Origin of the sequence: Labrenzia sp. CP4 (assembly GCF_001579905.1) — a bacterium.
In the GTDB taxonomy this organism is placed as follows: Bacteria; Pseudomonadota; Alphaproteobacteria; order Rhizobiales; family Stappiaceae; genus Roseibium; species Roseibium algicola.
Genome location: NZ_CP011927.1, coordinates 3178430 through 3199906, shown reverse-complemented (window position 1 = coordinate 3199906; position 21477 = coordinate 3178430). Strand labels below are relative to the sequence as shown.

Here is a 21477-nt window from a genome sequence, read left to right as displayed (position 1 = left end):
TGTAAACTGACACGGACAGGTGCGTCTTCAGCATCAGGCTAGTTCTTTCAGAAGAAGAGGTTGGCTGGGGAACCTGGATTCGAACCAGGACTAACGGAGTCAGAGTCCGTGGGTCTACCGTTAACCTATTCCCCAACAATGCTCATAACGCGAGCTGCCAATCGTCGGTACAGGGCGAAATGATTGGTCGCTCTCGATTGGTGTGCCGCATATACATCCATCACATTCACGATTGCAAGACCCGTCGACGACTTTTTTGTGAAATTGCATGCCTGTGGAAAGTCTCGCGAAAGACTGTATGCATTCGTTTCAAGGAAAGCTTTTCCAGCGAGGGGCAACCTGTTACAGTTTTGTCAACGAAAGACGCAGTCCCCAGCAGCGCCCCTTGAAAAACGGCGGCAGCACTGGAGATCTGAAAGGCAAAAACGTGACTCAATCAGGTCAGGAACCGCCCGAGAAAGGGCGTCGTACCCCTGATGTGTCCGGAACCAGCGGGGCTCCCAGGGAGCCCGGGGGAACATCCAGACGACGCCGAAAGCGCAAGTCTGGCAAGCGCCCCAAAGGCAACTCTGCGACACAGGCAAACAGTGTCGTCAACGGAGTGCCTGAAACGGACGGGCGAATTCCGTCCAGTGCTGTGACCGGACCCGTCGATCAAGCACTCGCCGCGCAGGAACAGCCTGCGCGAAAGGGTGAGGGTGCGTCCACTTCCCAGAAACGTCGCAAAAAACGGAAGCGCGGGCGGGCAGCCGTTGGTGAGGGCGTGCAAAACGTCCAGGCAGGCGGACTGAACCAGGATGGTGCGGAACGACAACTTGACACCACGACGAGCCTGAAGGGAAAGAAGGCAGCCCGTAGACGCGGCCGACGGCGCAAACAGTCCGCCAACGGAGCAGAATCAGCACCTGTTGCAAGGACAAACGACGACGACATCGTTGTCAGCCCAAAGACACTCGAAAAGAGTACTGATGCAGCCTCCCACCGTAATCATGAATTGCGCGTGCGTCGGGATGGTGAAAATCGCCCGTCAGCAAGCCGGAAGGGACAGGTCGACGGTTCTCGTAATCCTGCACCATATGATCGGTCTGCGGACAGGAACAACTCACCGCTTTATGCCGCGCTTGATCTTGGGACCAACAATTGCCGTCTTTTGATTGCCAGACCTGAAGATCGCGGATTTCGTGTAGTCGACGCCTATTCCCGAATAGTGCGCCTCGGAGAAGGTGTCGGCTCGAACAGAATGTTGAGCGATGCGGCCATGGAGCGGGCAATCGATGCTCTTGCCCAATGCCATCGGAAACTTGCCGACAGAGGGGTTGCTCGCTCAAGGCTTATCGCGACAGAGGCCTGCCGGGCAGCCGAAAATGGTGCTGACTTCATCGAAAGGGTGAAGGCGGAGACAGGTTTGGCGCTCGAGGTCGTGAACCGCGAGACAGAGGCCCGCCTGGCAGTCGCCGGATGCGCTTCGCTTGTGGATCACGACGCCGATGGCGTGATTCTGTTCGATATCGGCGGAGGGTCCTCGGAGATCGTCTGGTTGGACCTGCGCAACCGTTGTGGCGCGCGGGGCTATGCATTGACCCGCTTCATCCGGTCTTGGATCTCGTTGCCGGTCGGCGTCGTCAACCTTGCAGAGCGGCACGGCGGTGTTCACGTGACACCGGATATCTTCGAAGCCATGATTGAAGATGCCGCCGAACATCTGGCAGCGTTCAATCTTGCTAATAACCTGACCGAAGCTATCGCGTCGGGCAGGGTCCATATGCTCGGAACATCTGGTACGGTCACCACACTGGCCGGTGTCCATCTGGGCCTGAAACGTTATGACAGGCGCAGGGTCGACGGTACCTGGCTGGAAGATGGGGACGTCTCCAGAATGATTGATCAGCTGCGCGACATGCCTTATGAGGCACGCGTGGATAATCCATGCATTGGTGCGGATAGGGCTGATCTTGTTCTGGCAGGTTGTGCCATCCTGGAAGCTATCCGCCGCCGCTGGAGTTGCTCACGTCTGCGCGTCGCGGACAGAGGACTTCGCGAAGGCATTCTTACAGAATTGATGGCGGCCGATGGTGTCTGGTCGCACCGCAAAAACGGCTCTCGGCATAATCGCGGGCGCCAAGGGAACAGAACATGAGTCAGGGCAAAAAGGGAACAGGCGACCGAGGTCTCCACGTCAAGGTGAAGACGTCCGCTGGTCGGCGCGAATCCTCCACGCGTTGGCTGCAGAGGCAATTGAACGATCCTTACGTGCGCCGCGCGAAGATGGACGGTTACAGGTCGCGAGCTGCCTACAAGCTGATAGAGATCGACGACAAGCACAAATTGCTGAAACCCGGTTACCGGGTGGTCGATCTTGGTTGCGCACCGGGTGGCTGGTGTCAGGTTGCGGTGGAAAGGGTGCAGTCTTCCGTGGAAGCGCCCAAGGTGGTCGGGATCGACTATCTGGAAATGGACCACGTGCGAGGAACGACGTTCCTGCAAAAGGATTTTCTGGACGACGATGCTCCAGCCGCCTTGCTGGAAGCGCTCGGTGGCCACAAGCCCGATGTCGTTCTGTCCGACATGGCCGCGCCGACCACCGGCCACAAGCAGACCGACCATTTGCGCACGACGCATCTTTTCGAGATCGCAATCGATTTCGCGAGACGCAACCTCGTTCCGGGAGGCTCGTTCCTGGCGAAGGTTTTTCGGGGCGGGACGGAAAATGCACTGCTTAACGACCTGAAACGCGAATTCAAATCGGTCGCCCATCTAAAACCGCCGGCTAGTCGCAAGGAAAGCCCGGAACTTTATGTGATCGCGAAGGGCTTTCGCGGAAGTGATCTTGATCCGGACTGAACAGTATTCAACTCGACCGGGAAGCCGGTTTGCCTAGAGATACAGGGGGAACGCCCCATAGCGGGCGTCACCCCCTTTTCTTTCTGTCACCTGCGTGTTATTGACCCGCGCCAACTTCTCCGGCACAGCCGAAGCGACTCGAAAGATGCAGGCTTTTGATCAAAGCGTGCGTCTCAGCTATTTTTTTACAAAGGGGAATTGGCAATGGCATCCTTCTATGTCCCTACCACTGGACAGCAAGCCCTGACGTTTGACGATGTCTTGCTGATCCCTGGCCACTCGGAAGTCATGCCGGGTGAAGTTGACCTGCGCACCCGGGTCACACGGGAACTTGAACTCAATATTCCGATAATCTCGTCGGCAATGGACACAGTTACCGAAGGCCGTCTGGCAATCGCCATGGCTCAGGCAGGTGGCATTGGCGTCATTCACCGCAACCTTTCTCTCGACCAGCAGGCCGAAGAGGTCCGGATGGTCAAGAAGTTCGAATCCGGGATGGTGGTCAATCCGCTGGTCATCGGGCCGGACGCGACCCTGCAGGACGCTCTTGACCTGATGAAACGGTATGGCATTTCCGGCGTTCCGGTCGTTCAAAACGGCGGAGCAGGCGGTCAGACCACTGGCAAGCTGGTTGGCATCCTGACAAACAGGGACGTGCGGTTCGCGTCCAATCCCGACCAGAAGATCCATGAACTGATGACGAAGGACGATCTCGTCACTGTCAACGAGAACGTCAGCCAGGATGACGCCAAGCGGCTACTTCATCAGAACCGCATCGAAAAGCTTCTGGTCGTGGATGACAACCGGAACTGCATCGGTCTCATCACCGTCAAGGACATGGAAAAGGCGCAGCTCAATCCGAATGCGTCCAAGGACGATCAGGGCCGGTTACGCGTTGCAGCGGCAACCAGCGTCGGGGAAGAAGGGTTTGCCCGCGCAGAACGTCTGATCGACGCAGGTGTGGACCTTCTTGTGGTCGACACGGCCCATGGCCATTCCCAGAAGGTTCTCGACATGGTCGGCCGGGTAAAAAGCCTTTCCAATTCCGTGCAGGTACTTGCAGGCAACGTGGCAACCAGTGACGCAACCAAGGCTTTGATTGATGCCGGTGCAGATGCGGTAAAAGTCGGCATTGGCCCGGGTTCCATTTGCACCACCCGAATTGTCGCTGGCGTTGGCGTTCCGCAGCTAACGGCCATCATGGATTCAGTGAACGAAGCCGACAAGCAGGGCGTACCTGTGGTCGCCGATGGCGGCATCAAATTTTCCGGCGACTTGGCCAAGGCGATTGCCGCCGGCGCGGCGTCCGTCATGGTCGGCTCTCTTCTGGCAGGCACTGAAGAAAGCCCGGGCGAGGTCTATTTGCACCAGGGACGATCCTACAAATCCTATCGGGGCATGGGGTCCGTCGGCGCCATGGCACGTGGCTCGGCCGATCGCTATTTCCAGGCGGAAGTACGCGACAGTCTCAAGCTTGTACCGGAAGGCATCGAAGGTCAGGTGCCTTACAAAGGTGCGCTTGGCAGCGTTCTGCATCAACTGGCAGGTGGCTTGAGGGCTGCAATGGGCTATGTTGGCGGCCGCAACATTCCTGATTTTCAGGAAAAGGCGCGTTTTGTACGGATCTCTGGTGCAGGCTTGCGGGAAAGCCATGCCCATGATGTGACGATTACACGAGAAAGCCCAAATTACCCGTCCAACGTTTAAACCACTCGGTACCGGGGCGCTTTGCTATAGGCGCCCCGCAAAGGAACAGCATGAAAGATGGCGGACGCCTGGCGGCGGCAATTGAAGTCCTGACTGAAGTGGAAACGCGGCACAGGCCTGTGCAGCTTGCCCTGAAAGACTGGGGTTCCGCACACCGGTTTGCAGGTTCCGGTGACCGGACGGTCATCGGCAATCTTGTGTTTGACGCACTTCGGAACAAGGCTTCGCTTGGTGCAAGAATGAAAGACGGTTCGGCAAGAGCCGTCGTTCTAGCGACCTATTGCCTGGGTTGGGGCAAAGGCCTGCAGGCGTTAAGCGACATTCTTGAGCAGGATCATCATGCTCCGGCTGCATTGTCGGCTGATGAAATCGCTTGCCTCTCGCAGGAGCCTGACAGCACGCCGGCGCCTTTTGAACAGGCAGATATTCCAGAATGGCTTTGGCCGCATTTTGAGACCGTCTTCGGCGAAAACACCATTGAAGAAGGCCAGGCGCTGGCAACACGCGCCCCGGTCGACATGAGAACCAATACGCTCAAATCTGACCGGGACAAGGTTCTCAAGCGGCTGGCTCATACCGGGGCAAAGGCAACACCGCTGTCACCAGTTGGTGCGCGCATCGAGGCCAAGCCTGATCTTGGCCGCATGCCGCATGTTCAGGCTGAGGAAGGCTATCGAAAGGGTTGGTTTGAATTGCAGGACGAGGCCAGCCAACTGGCGGCTCATCTTGCGCAAGCCAAACCTGGTGATCAGGTTTTGGACTTTTGCGCTGGCGGTGGTGGCAAGACACTGGCTCTGGCTGCCACCATGCAGAACAAGGGGCAGCTATATGCCTATGACGCGGACCGGCTCAGGCTTGCTCCGATCCACGAAAGACTGCAGCGGGCCGGTGTTCGAAACATTCAGGTGAAAGATCCTGCAACCTCAAGCCTCGACGATCTTGTCGATCAGATGGACCTGGTTTTCATCGACGCCCCTTGCACGGGGACCGGCGTATGGCGTCGCCGGCCGGACTCCAAGTGGAAGCTGGCGGAAAAGGCCTTGCAGGATCGTATCGAAGACCAGCGCCGTGTACTGGAAAGCGCGAGCAGATACGTCAAGCCGGGGGGACGTCTTGCCTACGCGACCTGTTCCGTCCTGCGTGAGGAAAACCAGGCCCAGGCGGACTGGTTCCTGGAGCAAAATCCGTCGTTCCAGTCTGTTTCCGCGCTGGATATCTGGAAAACAACTCTGCCGGATGCACGGCTCCCGAAATACGTTTCCGACCGTGGCGACATTCTGCTGACGCCCGGGTCTACCCAGACGGACGGTTTCTTCATTGCCCTGTTCCGGCGCGTGCAGTGAGTTCAGACAGTATTTGCCGTCAGGATCTGTCCTGACGGCGCAGCCCGAGAACGTTCGGCAATTGATCGCCGTCAGTTGCGAGTAACTTCTTTGAAGTCACGGGCTCCAGGCTTTCCTGGTGTTGAATTACCTGTTTGGTTTCTTCTTCTTGAGCGATTTTTGCAGCATCGTCGGGATTATCTGACGAAGGTGCTTCCGTTGCTGAAGTCGCAGGGGAGCTCGCTGGGCCTGCTTCCGGTGATTTCCTTTCGGCGACAACCAGGCCTTCGACGAGTTCTCGAATGGCCGGCTCCAGACCGTCGCCTCGAGACATGGCCGTCAGGACGGATCTGGCCTGGTTGGAATACTTGAGTGCGGCGAGGGCGGCTCCAAGTGCATTCAGAGGTTCTTTTGCTGATTTGTCGAGATCGTGCGCGGCCAGGGCGTGTTTCAGAGCTGCGCCATGATCACCAAACTTACGCGCAATACTGCTGAGCCGAACGTGGGTCTGTATTGATCTCGGAGATAGCTTCAACGCGGCAAGCGCGGCTTCACGAGCATCTTCCAGGGCGCCTTTCCCGGCAAGTGCATCGGCCAACAGGTCCAGAGGGAGCGGGTCTGCCGGCGCTCGCTCACTTGCCCGGATCGTCAGTTCGATCACTTCGTCAAAGCGTTTACGCAGCAGCAATGTCTGCGACAGGCCAATGAGCGCAGGACCGTAGTCCGGATCGGCCTTCAGCGCTTTCCGATAAGCCGCGATCGCTGCTGCCTTTTGATCAACACGTGCCTGTGTGTCTGCGAAAAGAGACAAGACAGCTGGCGTATCCGGCAGTAGCTCGACCAGGCGTCGGGCCGGAACGGAAGCTTCTTCGGGTTTGTCTTCTTTCAGCAAAACACTGGCAAGACCATAGAGCGCGTTTCGATTGTCCGGTGCTTGAGAGAGCACATCAGCAAAATTTTGCCGGGCGTTTGCCATGTCACCGAGCAGCAACTGACAGTTACCGAGGCTCGCGCGAGCATTCAGGTGGTCTGGTTCGGCAAACACGATGCGGCGTAACTGCGATTGCGCCTCGTCCAGATACCCGGTCTGGAGCAACGCGGACGCCGTCCTGTAGGCAATTTCCGTGTCGTCCGGCGACAGTTCCTGGGCTTTCAGATAAGACACCAGCGCCCTGTCAAGATTGCCCGCATTTTCAAGGGCTACGGCTTCTTCAAACGCTTTACGGGCAGCTGCGGTCATCTGGGTCGGTTTTCCTAAAAGCACCTGCCAGCAGCTTGTCTCACCGGAGACGAAGCACGGGGGCTTATGGTTAACCTAAGGAGCAGGCGCGCGCCGGTCAAAAGCGAATTTCAGCCGTACACAGCTTGTCCGCCGGAAACATTTGCCCGCCAAAGTTACGACACAAGAAAGCCGCGGAACAGGAGTTATCGGCAAAATCTTGTGCGGGACAGCATCGGCTGTGAAATTCGGGTTCATTTTACTCAAAAGACCGGTTAGAAGCTGGCCATGACCCAGCATCAGCGCCTTCTTATCATCGACTTCGGCTCCCAGGTCACGCAGCTCATCGCGCGGCGCCTGCGCGAGTTAAATGTCTACTGCGAAATCCACCCATATCAGAACGTTACCGACGCCTTTTTGAGCGAGTTTTCGCCCAAGGCGGTAATTTTCTCAGGCGGCCCGGATTCGGTTACACGAGCCGGTTCACCGCGTCCGCCGGAAAGTGTCTACACAATGGGCGTTCCGATCCTGGGGATCTGTTACGGCCAACAGGTGATGATGCAACAGCTGGGCGGACAGGTTGACGGTGGCAAGATTTCCGGCGGTGGCGGCACGGCCGAGTTTGGCAGAGCATTCGTGACACCAGTCGAGAACAAACTGTCGATCCTGGATGGATGGTTTGCCGACGGGAAAGAACAGGTCTGGATGAGCCATGGCGACCATGTCAGCCGGATCGCACCAGGCTTTGAGGTCTTCGGCACATCGCCAAACGCTCCCTACGCGATTACCGCGGACAAGGAGAGAAACTTCTACGCCGTACAGTTTCACCCGGAAGTGCACCACACGCCGAACGGCAAGAAGCTTTATGAGAATTTCGTCCGACTTGCCGGCTTCACCGGTGACTGGACCATGGGAGCCTACAAGGACGACGCCATTGCGCGCATCCGCGAGCAGGTCGGTGACAAGAGGGTCATTTGTGGTCTCTCCGGTGGTGTCGACAGCTCCGTTGCTGCTGTATTGATCCATGAGGCGATCGGGGATCAGCTCACATGTGTCTTCGTGGACCACGGCTTGTTGCGCCTGAACGAGGCGGAAGAAGTGGTGTCCATGTTCAGGGATAACTACAACATTCCCTTGATCCATGCGGATGAGAGCGAACTGTTCCTGGGAGAGCTGGACGGTGTTTCCGACCCGGAAACCAAACGCAAGATCATCGGAAAACTGTTCATCGACGTTTTCCAGAAACATGCGAATGAGATTGAGGGCGCTGAGTTTCTCGCTCAAGGTACGCTCTATCCGGACGTGATTGAGAGCGTCAGCTTCTCCGGAGGTCCGTCGGTCACCATCAAGTCGCATCATAATGTCGGCGGGTTGCCGGAAAAGATGGGACTGAAGCTGGTCGAGCCGCTGCGTGAGCTCTTCAAGGACGAGGTGAGGGCGCTTGGCCGTGAACTCGGCCTTCCCGAGAAGTTCATCGGCCGCCACCCCTTCCCGGGACCTGGACTTGCCATTCGTTGTCCAGGTGAAATCACCCGCGAGAAACTTGAAATTCTTCGAAAGGCTGATGCGGTTTATATCGACCAGATCCGTAAGCACGGTCTCTATGACGATATCTGGCAGGCTTTCGTTGCCATCCTTCCAGTGCGAACGGTCGGTGTCATGGGCGATGGCCGCACATATGACTACGCCTGCGCGTTGAGAGCCGTGACGTCAGTCGACGGCATGACCGCCGACTATTTCCCCTTCACGCATGATTTCCTGGGTGAGACGGCAACCCGTATCATTAATGAGGTACAGGGCATCAACCGCGTAACCTATGACATTACGTCAAAACCACCCGGCACTATTGAGTGGGAATAAGCAAGGCTTTGGATCACTTGGACCCGACGTCGCTTGGCGGGTCTTGACGTGTGCGGACCGAAATATCGCGGGTAACTCTGCGAACGCAGGAATGTGATTGCACGAACGATTGTCGAGCCTGCATGCATTGGCGAAAGGTCCATGTTTGTGCTCGTGCATTTGCTTTTGTTTATAGCGCCTCGATGCTGTGAGCGAACTGCAACTTGCTTCGATTAACTGTATATTTGCAGGCGCTCATATAAACAGTCCTCAAACTGTTGCTCTGTCAGTTGCTTCGCCGAATAAAGATGGGAATGATTGAAGTGAGTAAATTAACTAAAATTATTTCTGGATATGAAAATGACGGCTTCAGTCTCGGCAAAGCAGCTAGAAAAAAGAGAATTAAGTATTTTTGTGAATTGATAGAGAGTAAATTTTCTGAGAAGGGCCGTGTAAAAATACTAGATATTGGCGGGACTGTTCAATATTGGAACATCATCGACAAAGATTTTCTGGATCGCAACAACGTACAAATTACCCTTTTAAATCTCCCGGGATCTCAAGCCTTTGAGGCAGACGGGAGATTTGATTTTTTGACAGGTAATGCCACAGAAGACATCTGGAGTTACCTGGACCCTCAGGACTATGACCTGATCCATTCAAACTCCGTAATCGAGCATGTTGGTGACTGGGCGCAAATGAAGCGGTTTGCGTCAAATATCCGGGATTTCCACGGCGGTTATTTTGTCCAGACACCAAATTTCTGGTTTCCCATTGAGCCGCATTGCATGACGCTCTTTTTCCATTGGCTGCCGAAGCCTTTAAGGGTCTGGCTTGTTGCTCACTTTTCCCTGGGGCATTGGGCAAAAGGGGCCAATACCGATGAGGCCGTCGAAATCGTCGAAAGTGCGCGCCTGCTGAGCAAGTCCATGTTCAAGGCGCTTTTCGATGATGCGCTCGTCAAGCAGGAAAAATTCCTGTTTTTGACCAAGTCCTTCATGGCTGTCAGAGTTGACGGGGAAGGAGTCTCTTCTTGAAAAGAGACTGGATTGCTCAACTTAAAAGATTTGAATACCCGACAGGCTTTCGAAAGATCACGATACGAGCTCTCGAAATTGGTGGCTCAGCGCCTTGTTGAGATTTGAGCGTGAATGAATACACCACGGCATCCGGACCTGACACCAGACTGTGCTTCTTGTGCAGCCCTTTGCTGTGTTGTCTTTGCATTTGACCAATCCGAGTCCTTTGGTATCGACAAGGCAGCAGGCGAGGTTTGCCCGAACCTGGATAGCTGCGGACGTTGTGCCATCTTCGATGACAGGTCGCGTCTCGGATTCAGTGGATGCATTACCTATGATTGTCACGGTGCAGGACAACGTGTGACGCAGGAAGTGTTTCACGGGCACACATGGCGGGAAGATCCCGGACTTACGGAACGGATGGGTGAGGCGCTTTCCATCCTACGGCAAATTCATGAGAAACTGCTGCTCCTGGCAGCGGCTGAAAAACTTCCGCTTGGTATCGGGGAACGACAAGCAATAGTCGAACTGCAGATGCAGCTTGCTCCGCAGTCAGACTGGACGGAATCTCGGCTGAAGGCGTTCCCGCTGATTGAGATTTCACGAAAAGTGTCGGATTTCCTGACAGGCTTGCGTCGACATTTCGAGCGATAGACCTGAGAGCGAAATGTGTGCCCTTATCTTGCGCATTTGATACAGAATGCTGCGGCCGGGTCCACCTGTAGCCGTTTCACGGAAATCTCTTCACCGCACTCCACGCAGTCACCGTATTCGCCAGCTTCCAACCTTGATAAGGCCGCGTCGATTTTCTGGATTGTCGCCCGGCGCTGCCGTTCGGCTGCCTGTGCCATCGCTTGTCCTTGAAGCGCGTCCATACGCGACAATCGACCGACTGATTGTTGATCTAGCTCCACCGTGGCACGGGCTTCCCCGGACAATTCGCTCAATGTTTCAAGTTCGGACTTGAGCGACAAGAGCTTGATCCGAATGTCTTCAACGTTGTGTTCCGCCATCTCCAAGCCTCCAGCGAAAGCATGAAGATGGCAGCCTGAATGTGCAAGAGGAGGTAAGTGTCACCTGTTAAACGGCATCACTTGATACTAAAACCCGGCAAGAACGATCTTCCCAATGGTTTTATTGCTTTCAATCTTCTGATGCGCGACGCGCAGATTACTTGCATTGATGGGTTCAATCACTTCCGTCAACGTGGTCTTGAGCTTGCCTGCATCAACAAGGTCAGCGACGTTGTTCAACAGCTTGCGTTGCTCATCCATATCGGTCGTCTGGTACATGGAACGGGTAAACATCATCTCCCAGTGGATCGATATCGCCTTCAGTTTGAAGGGCCCAATGCTGACGTTGTCGGGATCGTCGATGAGCAGAAAACGGCCCTGTGGCGCGATCAATTCTGCAATATCGTTCACGTGTTGCTCTGTGTGCGTTGTCGAGAAAACATAGCCGGGGGCTTCCAGTCCCAGGGCTTCGATCTGAGGCGCCATCGGTTTTGAATGATCGAGAACATGATGCGCACCAAGCTCACTCACCCAGGAACGGCTCTCCGGTCTTGAAGCAGTTGCGATAATCGTCATGTTCGTCAATTGGCGGGCAAGTTGAACCGCAATGGAACCGACGCCTCCCGAACCGCCAATGATCAGGAGAGTGTTCGAACCAGCTGGAACCGGGTCATTCACCTTCAGCCGGTCGAACAGGGCTTCCCAGGCGGTGATCGCCGTCAAGGGCATGGCTGCTGCCTCGGCAAAACTCAGGCTCGTGGGTTTGCGGCCCACAATGCGTTCATCAATGAGATGGTACTCCGAGTTGGTTCCGTCCCTGGTGATGTCGCCGGCATAATAGACCTCATCGCCCACCTTGTAGCTGGTAACGTCAGGACCCACTTCGGCGACGATCCCGGCCGCGTCGTATCCAAGGACGACTGGCGCGCCGTTTTGCGAAGTTCGGGATTGCCGCACCTTGGTGTCGACTGGGTTGACCGCAACAGCCTTGACCTCAACGAGAAGATCCTTTCCGGAAGGCACCGGCCTTGGTAGGTCGAGATCAGTCAACGACTTCGGGTCATCAATAGGAAGTGGTTCAAAAAATCCGATGGCACGCATACTGTGTTCTCCTGATTTGCGTACCAATCAAATTGATCATAAAATTGTTTGGCGCAAGAATGCACAATTCTAGCCGTAACTGACAAAAAAGAACCTTAGGCACAAAATGGATACCGTTAGGAAATCAGGACCCAAACTGGTCAAGGACGTTTATGGCTGCCATCCGGGCTGTGCTGTCGAAGCAGCGCTCAGTTTGATCGACGGCAAGTGGAAAGGCGTCATTCTGTTCCTGTTGATGGAAAAAGAAGTGATGCGCTTCAACGAGTTCCAGAAAGCGCTTCCGGACATCACACAACGGATCTTGACCGCTCAACTCCGTAGTATGGAAGCTGACGGGTTGATCGTGAGGACCGTCTATCCTGTTGTTCCGCCGAAGGTTGAATATCAACTGACCGACCTTGGCGTGTCGCTGGAGCCGGTGGTGAAGGCCCTTGCACGCTGGGGGAACGAAAACAAGACGCTCTGGCCAAAAGGGTTTAAACGGGACAGCCACCTTCAGCAGGCAGGCTGACGTTTTTCCAGGCAGATGAGTTTCGTTTGTCGCTCGCAAACCATCGAGCCTCCTGACGCATTCGTGACTTTGTCAATCCGCGGCCCGTTGCGAGGATGCTCCCGCGAAATCCAAGGGAGAAATGCGTCATGAACCTAAGATGTTCGACAGCGCTTGCGGTGTTGCTCTTGTCCTCGGTGTTCGGAGCGTTCTCAGCACGGGCAGGTGAGGTCGAGATTGTCTCGGCAACAGCAACCGGATCTGCAGGCACGTGGACCTTCGCAGTAACTCTCAGGCATGACGATACGGGTTGGGATCACTACGCCGACCTTTGGCAGATCTTTACGCCAGACGGAGAATTGTTAGGCGAGAGAGTGCTCCTTCACCCCCATGTCGACGAGCAATCCTTCACGCGATCCCAATCGGGCATCACGATCCCAGAGGGCGTGTCACAGGTCATCATCCGGGCACGAGACACGGTGCACGGTGTTTCGCCACAAGAGTACAAGTTGAACCTGGACCGATAAGCATTGCCTCAGTCAGGTGCGGATAAAGGCCAAAATGCCGTCCGCAACGAATTGTACGGATAGAGCTGCCAACAGCACGCCGAGAAGTCGGGTGATAACCAGCTGTGCGGTTTCTCCCAGGAGCCGTTCAATCTTGTCAGCCAAGAGAAAGGCACCCATGCAACTCAGCAGGATGATCGCGATGACGCCGCCGAGGCCTGCATAGGCGAGGGTATCCGGAGCCTGACTGGACAACAGGATGATCGCGGAGATTGCCGCGGGTCCCGAAATAAGCGGTATCGCCAAAGGAAAGATGGCGAGTTCATTGATCGTTCCATGATGCGCTTCCGATTCCATCGCCTTTTCGGCGGTTTCGGTTTTACGCGCCTGGCGCTTGCCGAAAATCATCTCGATCGCGATCAGGAACAACAGGATGCCTCCGGCGACCCTGAAAGCGGACACGGAGATGCCGAGTACATTCAGCACCGTCTGTCCGGACGCATAAAAAACAAGGAGTATGGCCGCCGCCGTAATGGTTGCCCGAATGGCGACCTTGCGCCTGTCGTGCTTGCTCATTCCAGCCGTGATTGCAAGAAACATCGGGGCCAGGCCGACCGGATCAATGGTGACAAATAGGGTCGCGAAGGCGTTGATGTAGTAGTCGAGCATGGCGATTCCCGGACCGGTTTTTAAGGCGCTTTTGTCGCCTTACTATAGAGCTTTGCGATGTGGTGGCATGTTCTCAAGCCAAATGATTTTTGCCCCCTGTGTATACTCCTCGTAAAGCATTGAAATTAAACCCCTATTACTTAGGCGGAAAAGCGCCGAGAATTTGGAGCGGCGTCTTGAATCGGATATAAAAGAGCAAGCAATAACAATGAAATGAGTGTCTTCCTTGGCTGACCAGGACAACAGCACGCCCACTGACGGTCTTCCGTCCGATATCAAACCGGTCTCCATCGTCGATGAAATGAAGCGCAGCTATCTCGATTACGCGATGAGCGTGATCGTGTCGCGTGCGCTGCCTGACGTCCGCGACGGCCTCAAACCGGTTCACCGGCGCATTCTCTACTCGATGCACGAAAACGGCTACGAGTGGAACAAGCCCTATCGCAAGTCGGCCCGCGTGGTCGGTGACGTCATGGGTAAGTATCACCCGCATGGTGACAGCGCGATTTACGATGCGCTGGTGCGCATGGCGCAGAATTTCTCGCTGCGACTGCCGTTGATTGACGGGCAGGGTAACTTCGGCTCCATCGACGGCGATCCAGCCGCGGCCATGCGCTACACCGAGTGCCGTCTCGAAAAGGTCGCCCACAAACTGCTGGACGATATCGACAAGGAGACGGTCGACTTTCAGGAAAACTACGATAACTCCGAGAGCGAGCCCGTCGTCCTTCCTGCCAAGTTCCCGAACCTCCTCGTCAACGGTGCCGGTGGTATCGCAGTAGGCATGGCAACCAACATTCCGCCGCACAACCTGGGCGAAGTGATCGATGCCGCCATTGCCGTGATGGAAAATCCGGCGATGTCACTCGAAGAACTGATGCAGATCGTTCCAGGCCCGGATTTCCCAACGGGTGGCATGATCCTCGGTCGGTCGGGTATCCGTAGTGCCTATGAAACGGCCCGCGGTTCGATCGTCATGCGGGCGAAAGTCGACGTCGAGGAAGTGCGCAAGGACCGAACGGCACTGATCGTCACGGAAATTCCGTATCAGGTCAACAAATCGACGATGATCGAGAAGATTGCCGAACTGGTGCGCGACAAGCGTATCGAGGGCATCTCGGACATTCGTGACGAGAGCGACCGCTCGGGCATGCGGGTCGTGATCGAGCTGAAGCGCGATGCGGTTCCGGACGTGATCCTGAACCAGCTCTACCGTTTCAGTCAGTTGCAGACATCGTTCGGTGCCAACATCGTTGCTCTGAACGGCGGCAAGCCGGAGCAGATGAACCTCTCCGACATGCTGCGCGCCTTCGTCTCCTTCCGCGAGGAGGTGATCCAGCGACGCACACGCTACCTGCTGAAGAAAGCCCGTGACCGTGCCCACATCTTGGTGGGCCTGGGCATTGCAGTTGCCAACATTGATGAAGTCATCAAGCTCATCCGCAGCGCACCGGACCCGGCAACGGCGAGAGCGCAGCTGATGGAGCGCAACTGGCCGGCAAAGGATGTTGAATCGCTCATTCTTCTGATCGACGATCCGCGCCACATGGTGCAGGACGACGGCACCTACAAACTGTCAGAAGAACAGGCACGAGCCATTCTCGATCTGCGTCTGCAGCGCCTGACGGCGATGGGCCGTGACGAAATCGAGGAAGAACTCAACAAGATTGGTGCGGAAATTTCCGACTATCTCGACATCCTGCGCTCCCGGGCCAGGATCCAGGAGATCGTCCGCAACGAAATGCTTGAGATCAAGGAAGAATTTGCAACTCCGCGCCGAACCGAAATCATCGAAGGCGGGGCAGATTTCGACGAAGAAGACCTGATCCAGCGCGAAGACATGGTCGTGACCGTGTCTCACGGTGGCTACATCAAGCGCGTGCCGCTGGCGACCTACCGTGCACAACGACGCGGAGGCAAGGGCCGGTCCGGCATGGCGACCAAGGACGAGGATTTCGTCACCAGGCTGTTCGTCGCCAATACCCACACACCGGTTCTGTTCTTCTCCTCGCGCGGCATCTGTTACAAGATGAAGGTGTGGCGTCTTCCACTCGGCGGACCGACCTCGCGCGGAAAGGCATTGATCAACCTGCTACCTCTCGAACAGGGCGAACAGATCACCTCGATCCTGCCATTGCCGGAAGACGAGGACAGCTGGGCAAACCTGGATGTGATGTTCGCGACCATTCGTGGCACCATCCGGCGCAACAAACTGTCCGATTTCGTCAACATCAACCGGAACGGCAAGATTGCCATGAAGCTGGAAGACGGTGACGGGATTGTCGGCGTCGACACCTGTTCTGAACATGACGATGTGATGCTGACGACCAACTTCGGTCAGTGTATCCGCTTCCCCGTAACGGATGTTCGTGTGTTCGCTGGTCGTAATTCTGTCGGGGTCCGCGGAATTCGTCTGGCCGAAGAGGATCGCGTGATCTCCATGCAGATCCTGCACCACATCGATGTGACGGCAGAAGAGCGCGCCGCCTACCTAAAGCTTTCCCGTGCAATGCGTGGAGAAGCAGATGAGAACGGTAACGGTGCAGATGAAGAGGGCGTAGTTGCAGGCGATCTGCCTCAGGAACGCTACGCTCAGATGAGTGCAGCCGAGCAGATCATCCTGACCATCTCTGAAAACGGCTACGGCAAGCGGACGTCCTCCTTCGAGTACCGGGTCACCGGCCGAGGCGGCAAAGGCATCACGGCCATGGCTGTCAACAGCCGGAATGGCGGTCTGATCTCGTCTTTCCCTGTCGAAGACAGCCACCAGATCATGCTGGTGACGGATGGTGGACAGTTGATCCGCTGTCCGGTGGACGGTATCCGCATCGCCGGGCGAGCGACCCAGGGCGTGATCGTCTTCAAGACGGCAGCCGATGAAAAAGTCGTTGCGGTCGAAGGGATCTCCGAAGTCGATGAAGACGACGTCCTCGAAGACGCCCTGGAAGGAGAAGCTGAGGGTTCAGCTGAACCGGGTGAGAATGACGCCGGTAACGATTCCGCCGAAGGAGATGAAACGCCTCCAGAAGCCTGATCTCTGATTGGCTAGACCTGAAAACGACAACAGCGGCCAGGGTGGAACCTGAGCCGCTGTTTGCCGTTACGGGGAGGGAGGTTTGAGACGAAGCTCAGTTGGCCACGGGGTAACGGGCCAGAATTGTTTCATTTACGGTGGGTGCCGTTTTTTCGACGGTGACGAAGGACACGTTGCGTACACGGTTCGCACCGGTCAGTGCCGCTGCACAGTCTTCGCTCCAGGCGCCCCAAGCTTGTGTTTCACATGCCTTTGATGCCGGAATTTGCACAGCGCGGTCGGACTTGGTGGAAGCAAGTCCCTGCGTTGCCAGGCTGGTCAGACCTTCTGCCTGAGACGCTTTGCTCGGGTGCATGCTCATCATGCCTGCGGCAATCATCGTCAACAACGCCAGAACGAAAATAGCGGCCATCTTGAATTGTCCGGCCGGATCGATTGCCTTTGACTGAAAGGCAAAAGGACGTACCGCGATAGCCGTTGCGGTCCGGTCGATTGTAGTAGTGCTCCTCATGATGCTGGCTCCTGCTCACGCCAATTGATTTCGATGGAGCCACTTTGACCTAGGTTTGCAAAGAGAGTTGTGACGGTCGTCACACAATGTCAGTTACTGGCAAAAGACGCGTTCATGCCTGCGTTCTACTTGTTAGGCCGATGCAGGCAGAGTAAGGAAGGTGCCATGAATCGTATTGCGCTTTATCCTGGATCCTTCGATCCCGTCACCAATGGCCACATGGATATATTGCGTCAGTCGCTTGCGCTGGCGGACAAGGTGGTGGTTGCCATTGGCATTCACCCCGGCAAGTCTCCCCTGTTTTCCTTCGAGGAACGGGTCGAATTGATCCATGCTTCGGCGCGTTCGGAATTTACTCCGCAGGAAGCTGAACGGATTGATGTCATCGCCTTCGACAATCTGGTCATCGAAACGGCACGCCAGCAAAACGCCGCTTACCTGGTTCGCGGTCTGCGGGACGGGACGGATTTTGACTACGAGATGCAGATGGCGGGCATGAACGGCACGCTGGAACCTGACATTCGTACGGTATTTCTTCCGGCTTCTCCGAACGTGCGCCACATCACGGCCACCTTGGTACGTCAAATCGCGAAGATGGGCGGAGAAATTTCCGCTTTTGTGCCGGAACCGGTTGCCGAACCATTGAGATCGCGCGCGAAACCCGGCGCGTAATTCAAAGCCAAGCTCTAGACCTGAACCTTAGGAGTCTCCAGTGTCGCGCTTTTTTGCAATTTTTGCCGTTCTGGCTTCACTTCTGATCCTGCCTTCGGCCGCCAGTGCCCAAGGCACCGATCCGGAAAACACAATTTATCTCGATTTGAAGGACGGACGCGTCGTCATACAGCTTCGTCCGGACCTTGCTCCGGCTCACGTTGAGCGGATCAAGAAGCTTTCTCGCGAAGGTTTTTACGACGGTATCGTCTTCCATCGCGTCATCGACGGCTTCATGGCCCAGACCGGTGACCCGACGGGCACCGGTACAGGCCGTTCCAGCGAACCTAACCTGAAGGCTGAGTTTTCCAACGCACCGTTCAAGCGTGGCACGCTCGGCATGGCACGTTCCGCTAGCCCGGACAGCGCCAATTCCCAGTTTTTCATCATGTTCGGCGATGGCGACTGGCTGAATGGCCAGTACACCGTATTCGGTGAAGTCGTCGATGGTATGGAATTTGTCGACAACATCACCCGCGGCGAACCGCCGGCAAATCCGGACAAGATCATCAAGATGCAGGTCGCCTCGGACGCACAATAACGTTCACGCGACTACAATTTCGAAAATACCCAAGGAGATACTCGATGGCTGAAATCAAAGACGCCGAAAACACCCTTCTCATGGAAACCAGCCAGGGACCGGTTGTTATCGAACTGAAGCCGGACCTCGCGCCGACACATGTCGCACGTATCAAGGAGCTGGTCCGCGAAGGTTTTTACGACGGCATCGTGTTTCACCGCGTAATCGACGGCTTCATGGCACAGACCGGCTGCCCGCAGGGCACTGGCACTGGTGGTTCCGGCAAGAAATTGAAAGCGGAATTCAGCAATGAGAAGCACGTGCGCGGCACCTGCTCCATGGCTCGCGCAATGGACCCGAACTCCGGTGACAGCCAGTTCTTCATCTGCTTTACCGACGCGCCCTGGCTCGACGGTCAGTACACCGTCTGGGGTGAAGTGATCGAAGGCATGGACAATGTCGACAAGATCAAGCGTGGCGAACCGGTTTCCAATCCGGACAATATCGTCTCCTTGAAAGTGGCGGCCGACGCGGCCTGAACCACCTGAAAGTGGCTTTAACGATGCAGCGCGGATCATTCATCCGCGCTGTTTTGTTTTGGATGTACCGTCAGACGGTTGACCTGCTCCGCCGTCGCCAGTAAGAGCCGCTGACTGAAAGTCCGGTTGCCGCTCTGGATGGAATGGCGCCGCACCCCGAAACCTTCCAGAGATCCGTCAGTAGCAAATCACCATGCGCGTCGACCAATTCGACTTTGTTCTTCCCAACGAGCGGATCGCCTTGCGCCCGGCTCGGCCACGTGATTCCGCTCGCATGCTTGTCGTTAAACCAGGTGCTGAACCTGAACTATCCGACACGGGTGTTCGCGAATTGCCGCTGTTGCTGGAGCCCGGTGATGCGCTGGTCTTCAACGATACCAAGGTCATACCCGCACAGCTTGAAGGAACACGCCTGCGAGGAGACATTACCGCGGGCATCGGGGCGACGCTGCACATGCGCACCGGGCCGGACCGCTGGAAGGCCTTCGTCCGGCCGGCAAAGAAGTTGCAGGTTGGCGATACTGTCCTTTTCGAAGGGTTCGGCACACGGCTAACGGCGGAAGTGACCGAAAAGGGCGACAGCGGTGAAGTACTGCTGACTTTCGACCGGTCCGGACCTGATCTCGACATTGCAATCGCATCCGTTGGACACATACCCTTGCCACCGTATATTGCGCAAAAGCGTGGCGAAGACGACCAGGATCGCAGGGACTATCAGACGATTTTTGCCGAAAAGGACGGTGCCGTTGCCGCACCGACAGCGGGTCTTCATTTTACGCCTGAACTGCTGAAGGCATTGAGCGAGCGCGGTATCGAACAGCACCGCGTAACACTGCATGTCGGAGCCGGCACCTTTCTGCCGGTAAAGGCGGAAGACACTGCAGATCACAAGATGCACGCAGAATGGGGCGAAATCTCCGAAGAGACTGCCGCCGCACTTCTGGCCGTCAAGGCAAGGGGTAACAAGGTTGTCAGCGTCGGCACGACATCCCTGCGGATCCTTGAAAGCTCCGCCCAGGCAAGTGGCGCCATTGCCGCCTTTGCGGGTGAAACCTCGATCTTCATCACGCCCGGCTACCGCTTCAAGGCGATCGACGCGTTGATGACCAACTTCCATCTTCCGCGTTCTACGTTGTTCATGCTGGTGTCGGCTCTTTCGGGTCTGGACACGATGCGGCGTGCCTATGCACACGCTATTTCTCAGGAATACCGTTTTTACAGCTATGGCGACGCTTCCTTGCTTTTCCCGCAGGAAGGCGCTGTCTGAGGACCAATCATGACCGAAAAAACCGGCAAGACCTTCAGCTTCAAGCTGATCACCACGGACGGCGCGGCGCGGCGCGGCGAAATCACGACGCCCCACGGTGTTGTGCGCACACCCGCTTTCATGCCGGTGGGCACTCAGGCAACTGTGAAGGCGATGTACCCGGAGCAGGTGCGGGAAACCGGTGCAGACGTGGTTCTAGGCAATACCTATCACCTGATGCTTCGCCCGACTGCCGAACGGGTCGCGAGACTTGGCGGACTGCACACCTTCATGAACTGGCCTCACACGATCCTGACCGACAGCGGCGGGTTCCAGGTGATGTCGCTGGCTCAGCTGCGGAAGCTGGATGAAGATGGTGTGCGTTTCCAAAGCCACATTGACGGTCAGAAGTACCATCTCACACCGGAACGTTCAGTCGAGATACAGGGTCTCCTCGGGTCAGATATCCAGATGCAGCTGGACGAATGCATCAAGTTGCCGAGCCCCCGTGAAGAAGTCCAAAGAGCTATGGAGCTGTCTCTCAGGTGGGCAGAACGCTCTCGCAAACAGTTCGAAGCCATGGGTGGACCAGGGAAAGGGCAGGGGCTTTACGGTATCGTTCAGGGTGGCGATCAACCCGACCTTCGTATTCGCTCGGCAGAAGAACTCGGTAAAATGCCGTTTGAAGGCTATTCGGTTGGCGGTCTGGCGGTTGGTGAACCTCAGGACGTCATGCTGAGCATGCTCGACATCACGACGCCAGTTATGCCGGTGGCCAAGCCACGTTACCTGATGGGCGTTGGGACACCGGACGATCTTCTGGAAAGCGTGAAGCGCGGCATTGATCAGTTTGATTGCGTGATGCCAACCCGCGCAGGACGTCACGGTCTCGCCTATACGCGCTATGGCAAGGTCAACCTCAAGAATGCCCGTCACCAAGACGACCCACGCCCGCTGGACGAGGCGAGCACCTGTCCCGCGTCTAGCGTCTACAGCAGAGCCTATCTGCACCATCTCGTGCGGGCTGGCGAAGGACTGGCCGGCATGCTGCTCACCTGGAACAACATCGCCTACTATCAGCACCTGATGCAGGGCATGCGCGACGCGATTGACGCCGGATCGTTCGAAGACTTCTACTCAAAGACCAAGGAAGACTGGGCGCGCGGCGATATTGCCGCGCTGTAACCCGG

20 protein-coding genes and 1 tRNA gene are annotated in these 21477 nt (G+C 56.2%); 15 read left to right on the top strand and 6 right to left on the bottom strand.

All coding sequences use genetic code 11. From position 1 onward, the window contains the following. Window positions 1-61: 61 nt before the first annotated feature. Window positions 62-135, bottom strand: a tRNA-Gln gene (locus ACP90_RS14890). A gap of 343 nt (window positions 136-478) precedes the next feature. Here ACP90_RS14890 and ACP90_RS28645 point away from each other — a divergent pair. The 4 genes from ACP90_RS28645 (at window position 479) to ACP90_RS14870 (ending at window position 5891) form a co-directional block, all read left to right on the top strand. Beyond that, the gene (locus ACP90_RS28645) at window positions 479-2137 is read left to right on the top strand and encodes a Ppx/GppA phosphatase family protein (RefSeq protein WP_286145765.1); all 1659 of its coding nucleotides are present in this window, start codon (window positions 479-481) and stop codon (window positions 2135-2137) included. Next, window positions 2134-2841, top strand: coding sequence for an RlmE family RNA methyltransferase (locus ACP90_RS14880; protein WP_022998673.1), 708 nt, complete (start codon window positions 2134-2136; stop codon window positions 2839-2841). Before ACP90_RS28645 ends, ACP90_RS14880 begins: the two co-directional genes overlap by 4 nt. Window positions 2842-3045: 204 nt before the next feature. After that, window positions 3046-4548: an IMP dehydrogenase gene (gene guaB, locus ACP90_RS14875; RefSeq protein WP_022998672.1), complete on the top strand. Its 1503-nt coding sequence runs from the start codon at window positions 3046-3048 to the stop codon at window positions 4546-4548. A gap of 50 nt (window positions 4549-4598) precedes the next feature. Continuing rightward, a complete protein-coding gene (locus ACP90_RS14870) occupies window positions 4599-5891 on the top strand; it encodes an RsmB/NOP family class I SAM-dependent RNA methyltransferase (protein WP_062488777.1) in 1293 nt (430 codons plus the stop codon). A gap of 19 nt (window positions 5892-5910) precedes the next feature. Here ACP90_RS14870 and ACP90_RS14865 read toward each other — a convergent pair whose 3' ends face one another. Continuing rightward, on the bottom strand, window positions 5911-7110 hold the full coding sequence (locus ACP90_RS14865) for a tetratricopeptide repeat protein (RefSeq protein WP_062488776.1): 1200 nt from the start codon (window positions 7108-7110) through the stop codon (window positions 5911-5913). 267 nt (window positions 7111-7377) lie between these two features. Here ACP90_RS14865 and guaA point away from each other — a divergent pair, with 267 nt between their 5' ends. The 3 genes from guaA (at window position 7378) to ACP90_RS14850 (ending at window position 10601) form a co-directional block, all read left to right on the top strand. After that, window positions 7378-8949, top strand: coding sequence for a glutamine-hydrolyzing GMP synthase (gene guaA, locus ACP90_RS14860; RefSeq protein WP_062488775.1), 1572 nt, complete (start codon window positions 7378-7380; stop codon window positions 8947-8949). Between the two features lie 293 nt (window positions 8950-9242). Further along, complete coding sequence (locus ACP90_RS14855; protein WP_145915777.1) at window positions 9243-9965, top strand: class I SAM-dependent methyltransferase; 723 nt, start codon at window positions 9243-9245, stop codon at window positions 9963-9965. 114 nt (window positions 9966-10079) lie between these two features. Continuing rightward, on the top strand, window positions 10080-10601 hold the full coding sequence (locus tag ACP90_RS14850) for a hypothetical protein (protein WP_062488773.1): 522 nt from the start codon (window positions 10080-10082) through the stop codon (window positions 10599-10601). Between the two features lie 23 nt (window positions 10602-10624). Here ACP90_RS14850 and ACP90_RS14845 read toward each other — a convergent pair whose 3' ends face one another. Beyond that, window positions 10625-10960 carry a TraR/DksA C4-type zinc finger protein gene (locus ACP90_RS14845; RefSeq protein ID WP_022998666.1) on the bottom strand — a complete coding sequence of 112 codons (336 nt, stop codon included), beginning with the start codon at window positions 10958-10960 and terminating at the stop codon, window positions 10625-10627. Between the two features lie 87 nt (window positions 10961-11047). Beyond that, window positions 11048-12061, bottom strand: a complete 1014-nt coding sequence (locus ACP90_RS14840) for a zinc-binding alcohol dehydrogenase family protein (protein WP_022998665.1) — start codon at window positions 12059-12061, stop codon at window positions 11048-11050. Between the two features lie 106 nt (window positions 12062-12167). Between ACP90_RS14840 and ACP90_RS14835 the strand changes: the two genes are divergently transcribed. Next, window positions 12168-12572 carry a helix-turn-helix domain-containing protein gene (locus ACP90_RS14835; RefSeq protein WP_022998664.1) on the top strand — a complete coding sequence of 135 codons (405 nt, stop codon included), beginning with the start codon at window positions 12168-12170 and terminating at the stop codon, window positions 12570-12572. A gap of 128 nt (window positions 12573-12700) precedes the next feature. Continuing rightward, entirely contained in the window at window positions 12701-13078 is a 378-nt protein-coding gene (locus ACP90_RS14830; protein ID WP_062491652.1) for a hypothetical protein, read from the top strand. A 12-nt stretch (window positions 13079-13090) separates the two neighbouring features. On the opposite strand, the gene ACP90_RS14825 is transcribed toward ACP90_RS14830, so the two are convergent. Then, window positions 13091-13726: a MarC family protein gene (locus ACP90_RS14825; RefSeq protein ID WP_022998662.1), complete on the bottom strand. Its 636-nt coding sequence runs from the start codon at window positions 13724-13726 to the stop codon at window positions 13091-13093. A gap of 226 nt (window positions 13727-13952) precedes the next feature. On the opposite strand from ACP90_RS14825, the gene gyrA reads away from it, so the two are divergent. Then, the gene (gene gyrA, locus ACP90_RS14820) at window positions 13953-16760 is read left to right on the top strand and encodes a DNA gyrase subunit A (RefSeq protein ID WP_062488772.1); all 2808 of its coding nucleotides are present in this window, start codon (window positions 13953-13955) and stop codon (window positions 16758-16760) included. A gap of 94 nt (window positions 16761-16854) precedes the next feature. Here gyrA and ACP90_RS14815 read toward each other — a convergent pair whose 3' ends face one another. After that, a complete protein-coding gene (locus ACP90_RS14815; protein ID WP_062488771.1) occupies window positions 16855-17271 on the bottom strand; it encodes a hypothetical protein in 417 nt (138 codons plus the stop codon). Window positions 17272-17436: 165 nt separating this feature from the next. On the opposite strand from ACP90_RS14815, the gene coaD reads away from it, so the two are divergent. The 5 genes from coaD (at window position 17437) to tgt (ending at window position 21472) form a co-directional block, all read left to right on the top strand. Next, window positions 17437-17943: a pantetheine-phosphate adenylyltransferase gene (coaD, locus tag ACP90_RS14810; RefSeq protein WP_062488770.1), complete on the top strand. Its 507-nt coding sequence runs from the start codon at window positions 17437-17439 to the stop codon at window positions 17941-17943. Window positions 17944-17983: 40 nt separating this feature from the next. Further along, the gene (locus ACP90_RS14805; RefSeq protein ID WP_022998658.1) at window positions 17984-18523 is read left to right on the top strand and encodes a peptidylprolyl isomerase; all 540 of its coding nucleotides are present in this window, start codon (window positions 17984-17986) and stop codon (window positions 18521-18523) included. 44 nt (window positions 18524-18567) lie between these two features. Next, window positions 18568-19041, top strand: coding sequence for a peptidylprolyl isomerase (locus ACP90_RS14800; protein ID WP_022998657.1), 474 nt, complete (start codon window positions 18568-18570; stop codon window positions 19039-19041). A gap of 193 nt (window positions 19042-19234) precedes the next feature. Continuing rightward, the gene (queA, locus tag ACP90_RS14795) at window positions 19235-20308 is read left to right on the top strand and encodes a tRNA preQ1(34) S-adenosylmethionine ribosyltransferase-isomerase QueA (RefSeq protein ID WP_062488769.1); all 1074 of its coding nucleotides are present in this window, start codon (window positions 19235-19237) and stop codon (window positions 20306-20308) included. A 9-nt stretch (window positions 20309-20317) separates the two neighbouring features. Then, window positions 20318-21472, top strand: coding sequence for a tRNA guanosine(34) transglycosylase Tgt (gene tgt / locus ACP90_RS14790; protein ID WP_062488768.1), 1155 nt, complete (start codon window positions 20318-20320; stop codon window positions 21470-21472). Window positions 21473-21477: the final 5 nt, after the last annotated feature.

Excerpts from the sequence above, each read along its gene's own strand:
- ACP90_RS14880 (WP_022998673.1), top strand. The coding sequence starts at position 2,134 with ATGAGTCAGGGCAAAAAGGGAACAGGCGACCGAGGTCTCCACGTCAAG.
- guaB (WP_022998672.1), top strand. The coding sequence starts at position 3,046 with ATGGCATCCTTCTATGTCCCTACCACTGGACAGCAAGCCCTGACGTTT.
- ACP90_RS14870 (WP_062488777.1), top strand. The coding sequence starts at position 4,599 with ATGAAAGATGGCGGACGCCTGGCGGCGGCAATTGAAGTCCTGACTGAA.
- ACP90_RS14865 (WP_062488776.1), bottom strand. The coding sequence starts at position 7,110 with ATGACCGCAGCTGCCCGTAAAGCGTTTGAAGAAGCCGTAGCCCTTGAA.
- guaA (WP_062488775.1), top strand. The coding sequence starts at position 7,378 with ATGACCCAGCATCAGCGCCTTCTTATCATCGACTTCGGCTCCCAGGTC.
- ACP90_RS14855 (WP_145915777.1), top strand. The coding sequence starts at position 9,243 with ATGATTGAAGTGAGTAAATTAACTAAAATTATTTCTGGATATGAAAAT.
- ACP90_RS14850 (WP_062488773.1), top strand. The coding sequence starts at position 10,080 with ATGAATACACCACGGCATCCGGACCTGACACCAGACTGTGCTTCTTGT.
- ACP90_RS14845 (WP_022998666.1), bottom strand. The coding sequence starts at position 10,960 with ATGGCGGAACACAACGTTGAAGACATTCGGATCAAGCTCTTGTCGCTC.
- ACP90_RS14840 (WP_022998665.1), bottom strand. The coding sequence starts at position 12,061 with ATGCGTGCCATCGGATTTTTTGAACCACTTCCTATTGATGACCCGAAG.
- ACP90_RS14835 (WP_022998664.1), top strand. The coding sequence starts at position 12,168 with ATGGATACCGTTAGGAAATCAGGACCCAAACTGGTCAAGGACGTTTAT.
- ACP90_RS14830 (WP_062491652.1), top strand. The coding sequence starts at position 12,701 with ATGAACCTAAGATGTTCGACAGCGCTTGCGGTGTTGCTCTTGTCCTCG.
- ACP90_RS14825 (WP_022998662.1), bottom strand. The coding sequence starts at position 13,726 with ATGCTCGACTACTACATCAACGCCTTCGCGACCCTATTTGTCACCATT.
- ACP90_RS14815 (WP_062488771.1), bottom strand. The coding sequence starts at position 17,271 with ATGAGGAGCACTACTACAATCGACCGGACCGCAACGGCTATCGCGGTA.
- coaD (WP_062488770.1), top strand. The coding sequence starts at position 17,437 with ATGAATCGTATTGCGCTTTATCCTGGATCCTTCGATCCCGTCACCAAT.
- ACP90_RS14800 (WP_022998657.1), top strand. The coding sequence starts at position 18,568 with ATGGCTGAAATCAAAGACGCCGAAAACACCCTTCTCATGGAAACCAGC.
- queA (WP_062488769.1), top strand. The coding sequence starts at position 19,235 with ATGCGCGTCGACCAATTCGACTTTGTTCTTCCCAACGAGCGGATCGCC.
- tgt (WP_062488768.1), top strand. The coding sequence starts at position 20,318 with ATGACCGAAAAAACCGGCAAGACCTTCAGCTTCAAGCTGATCACCACG.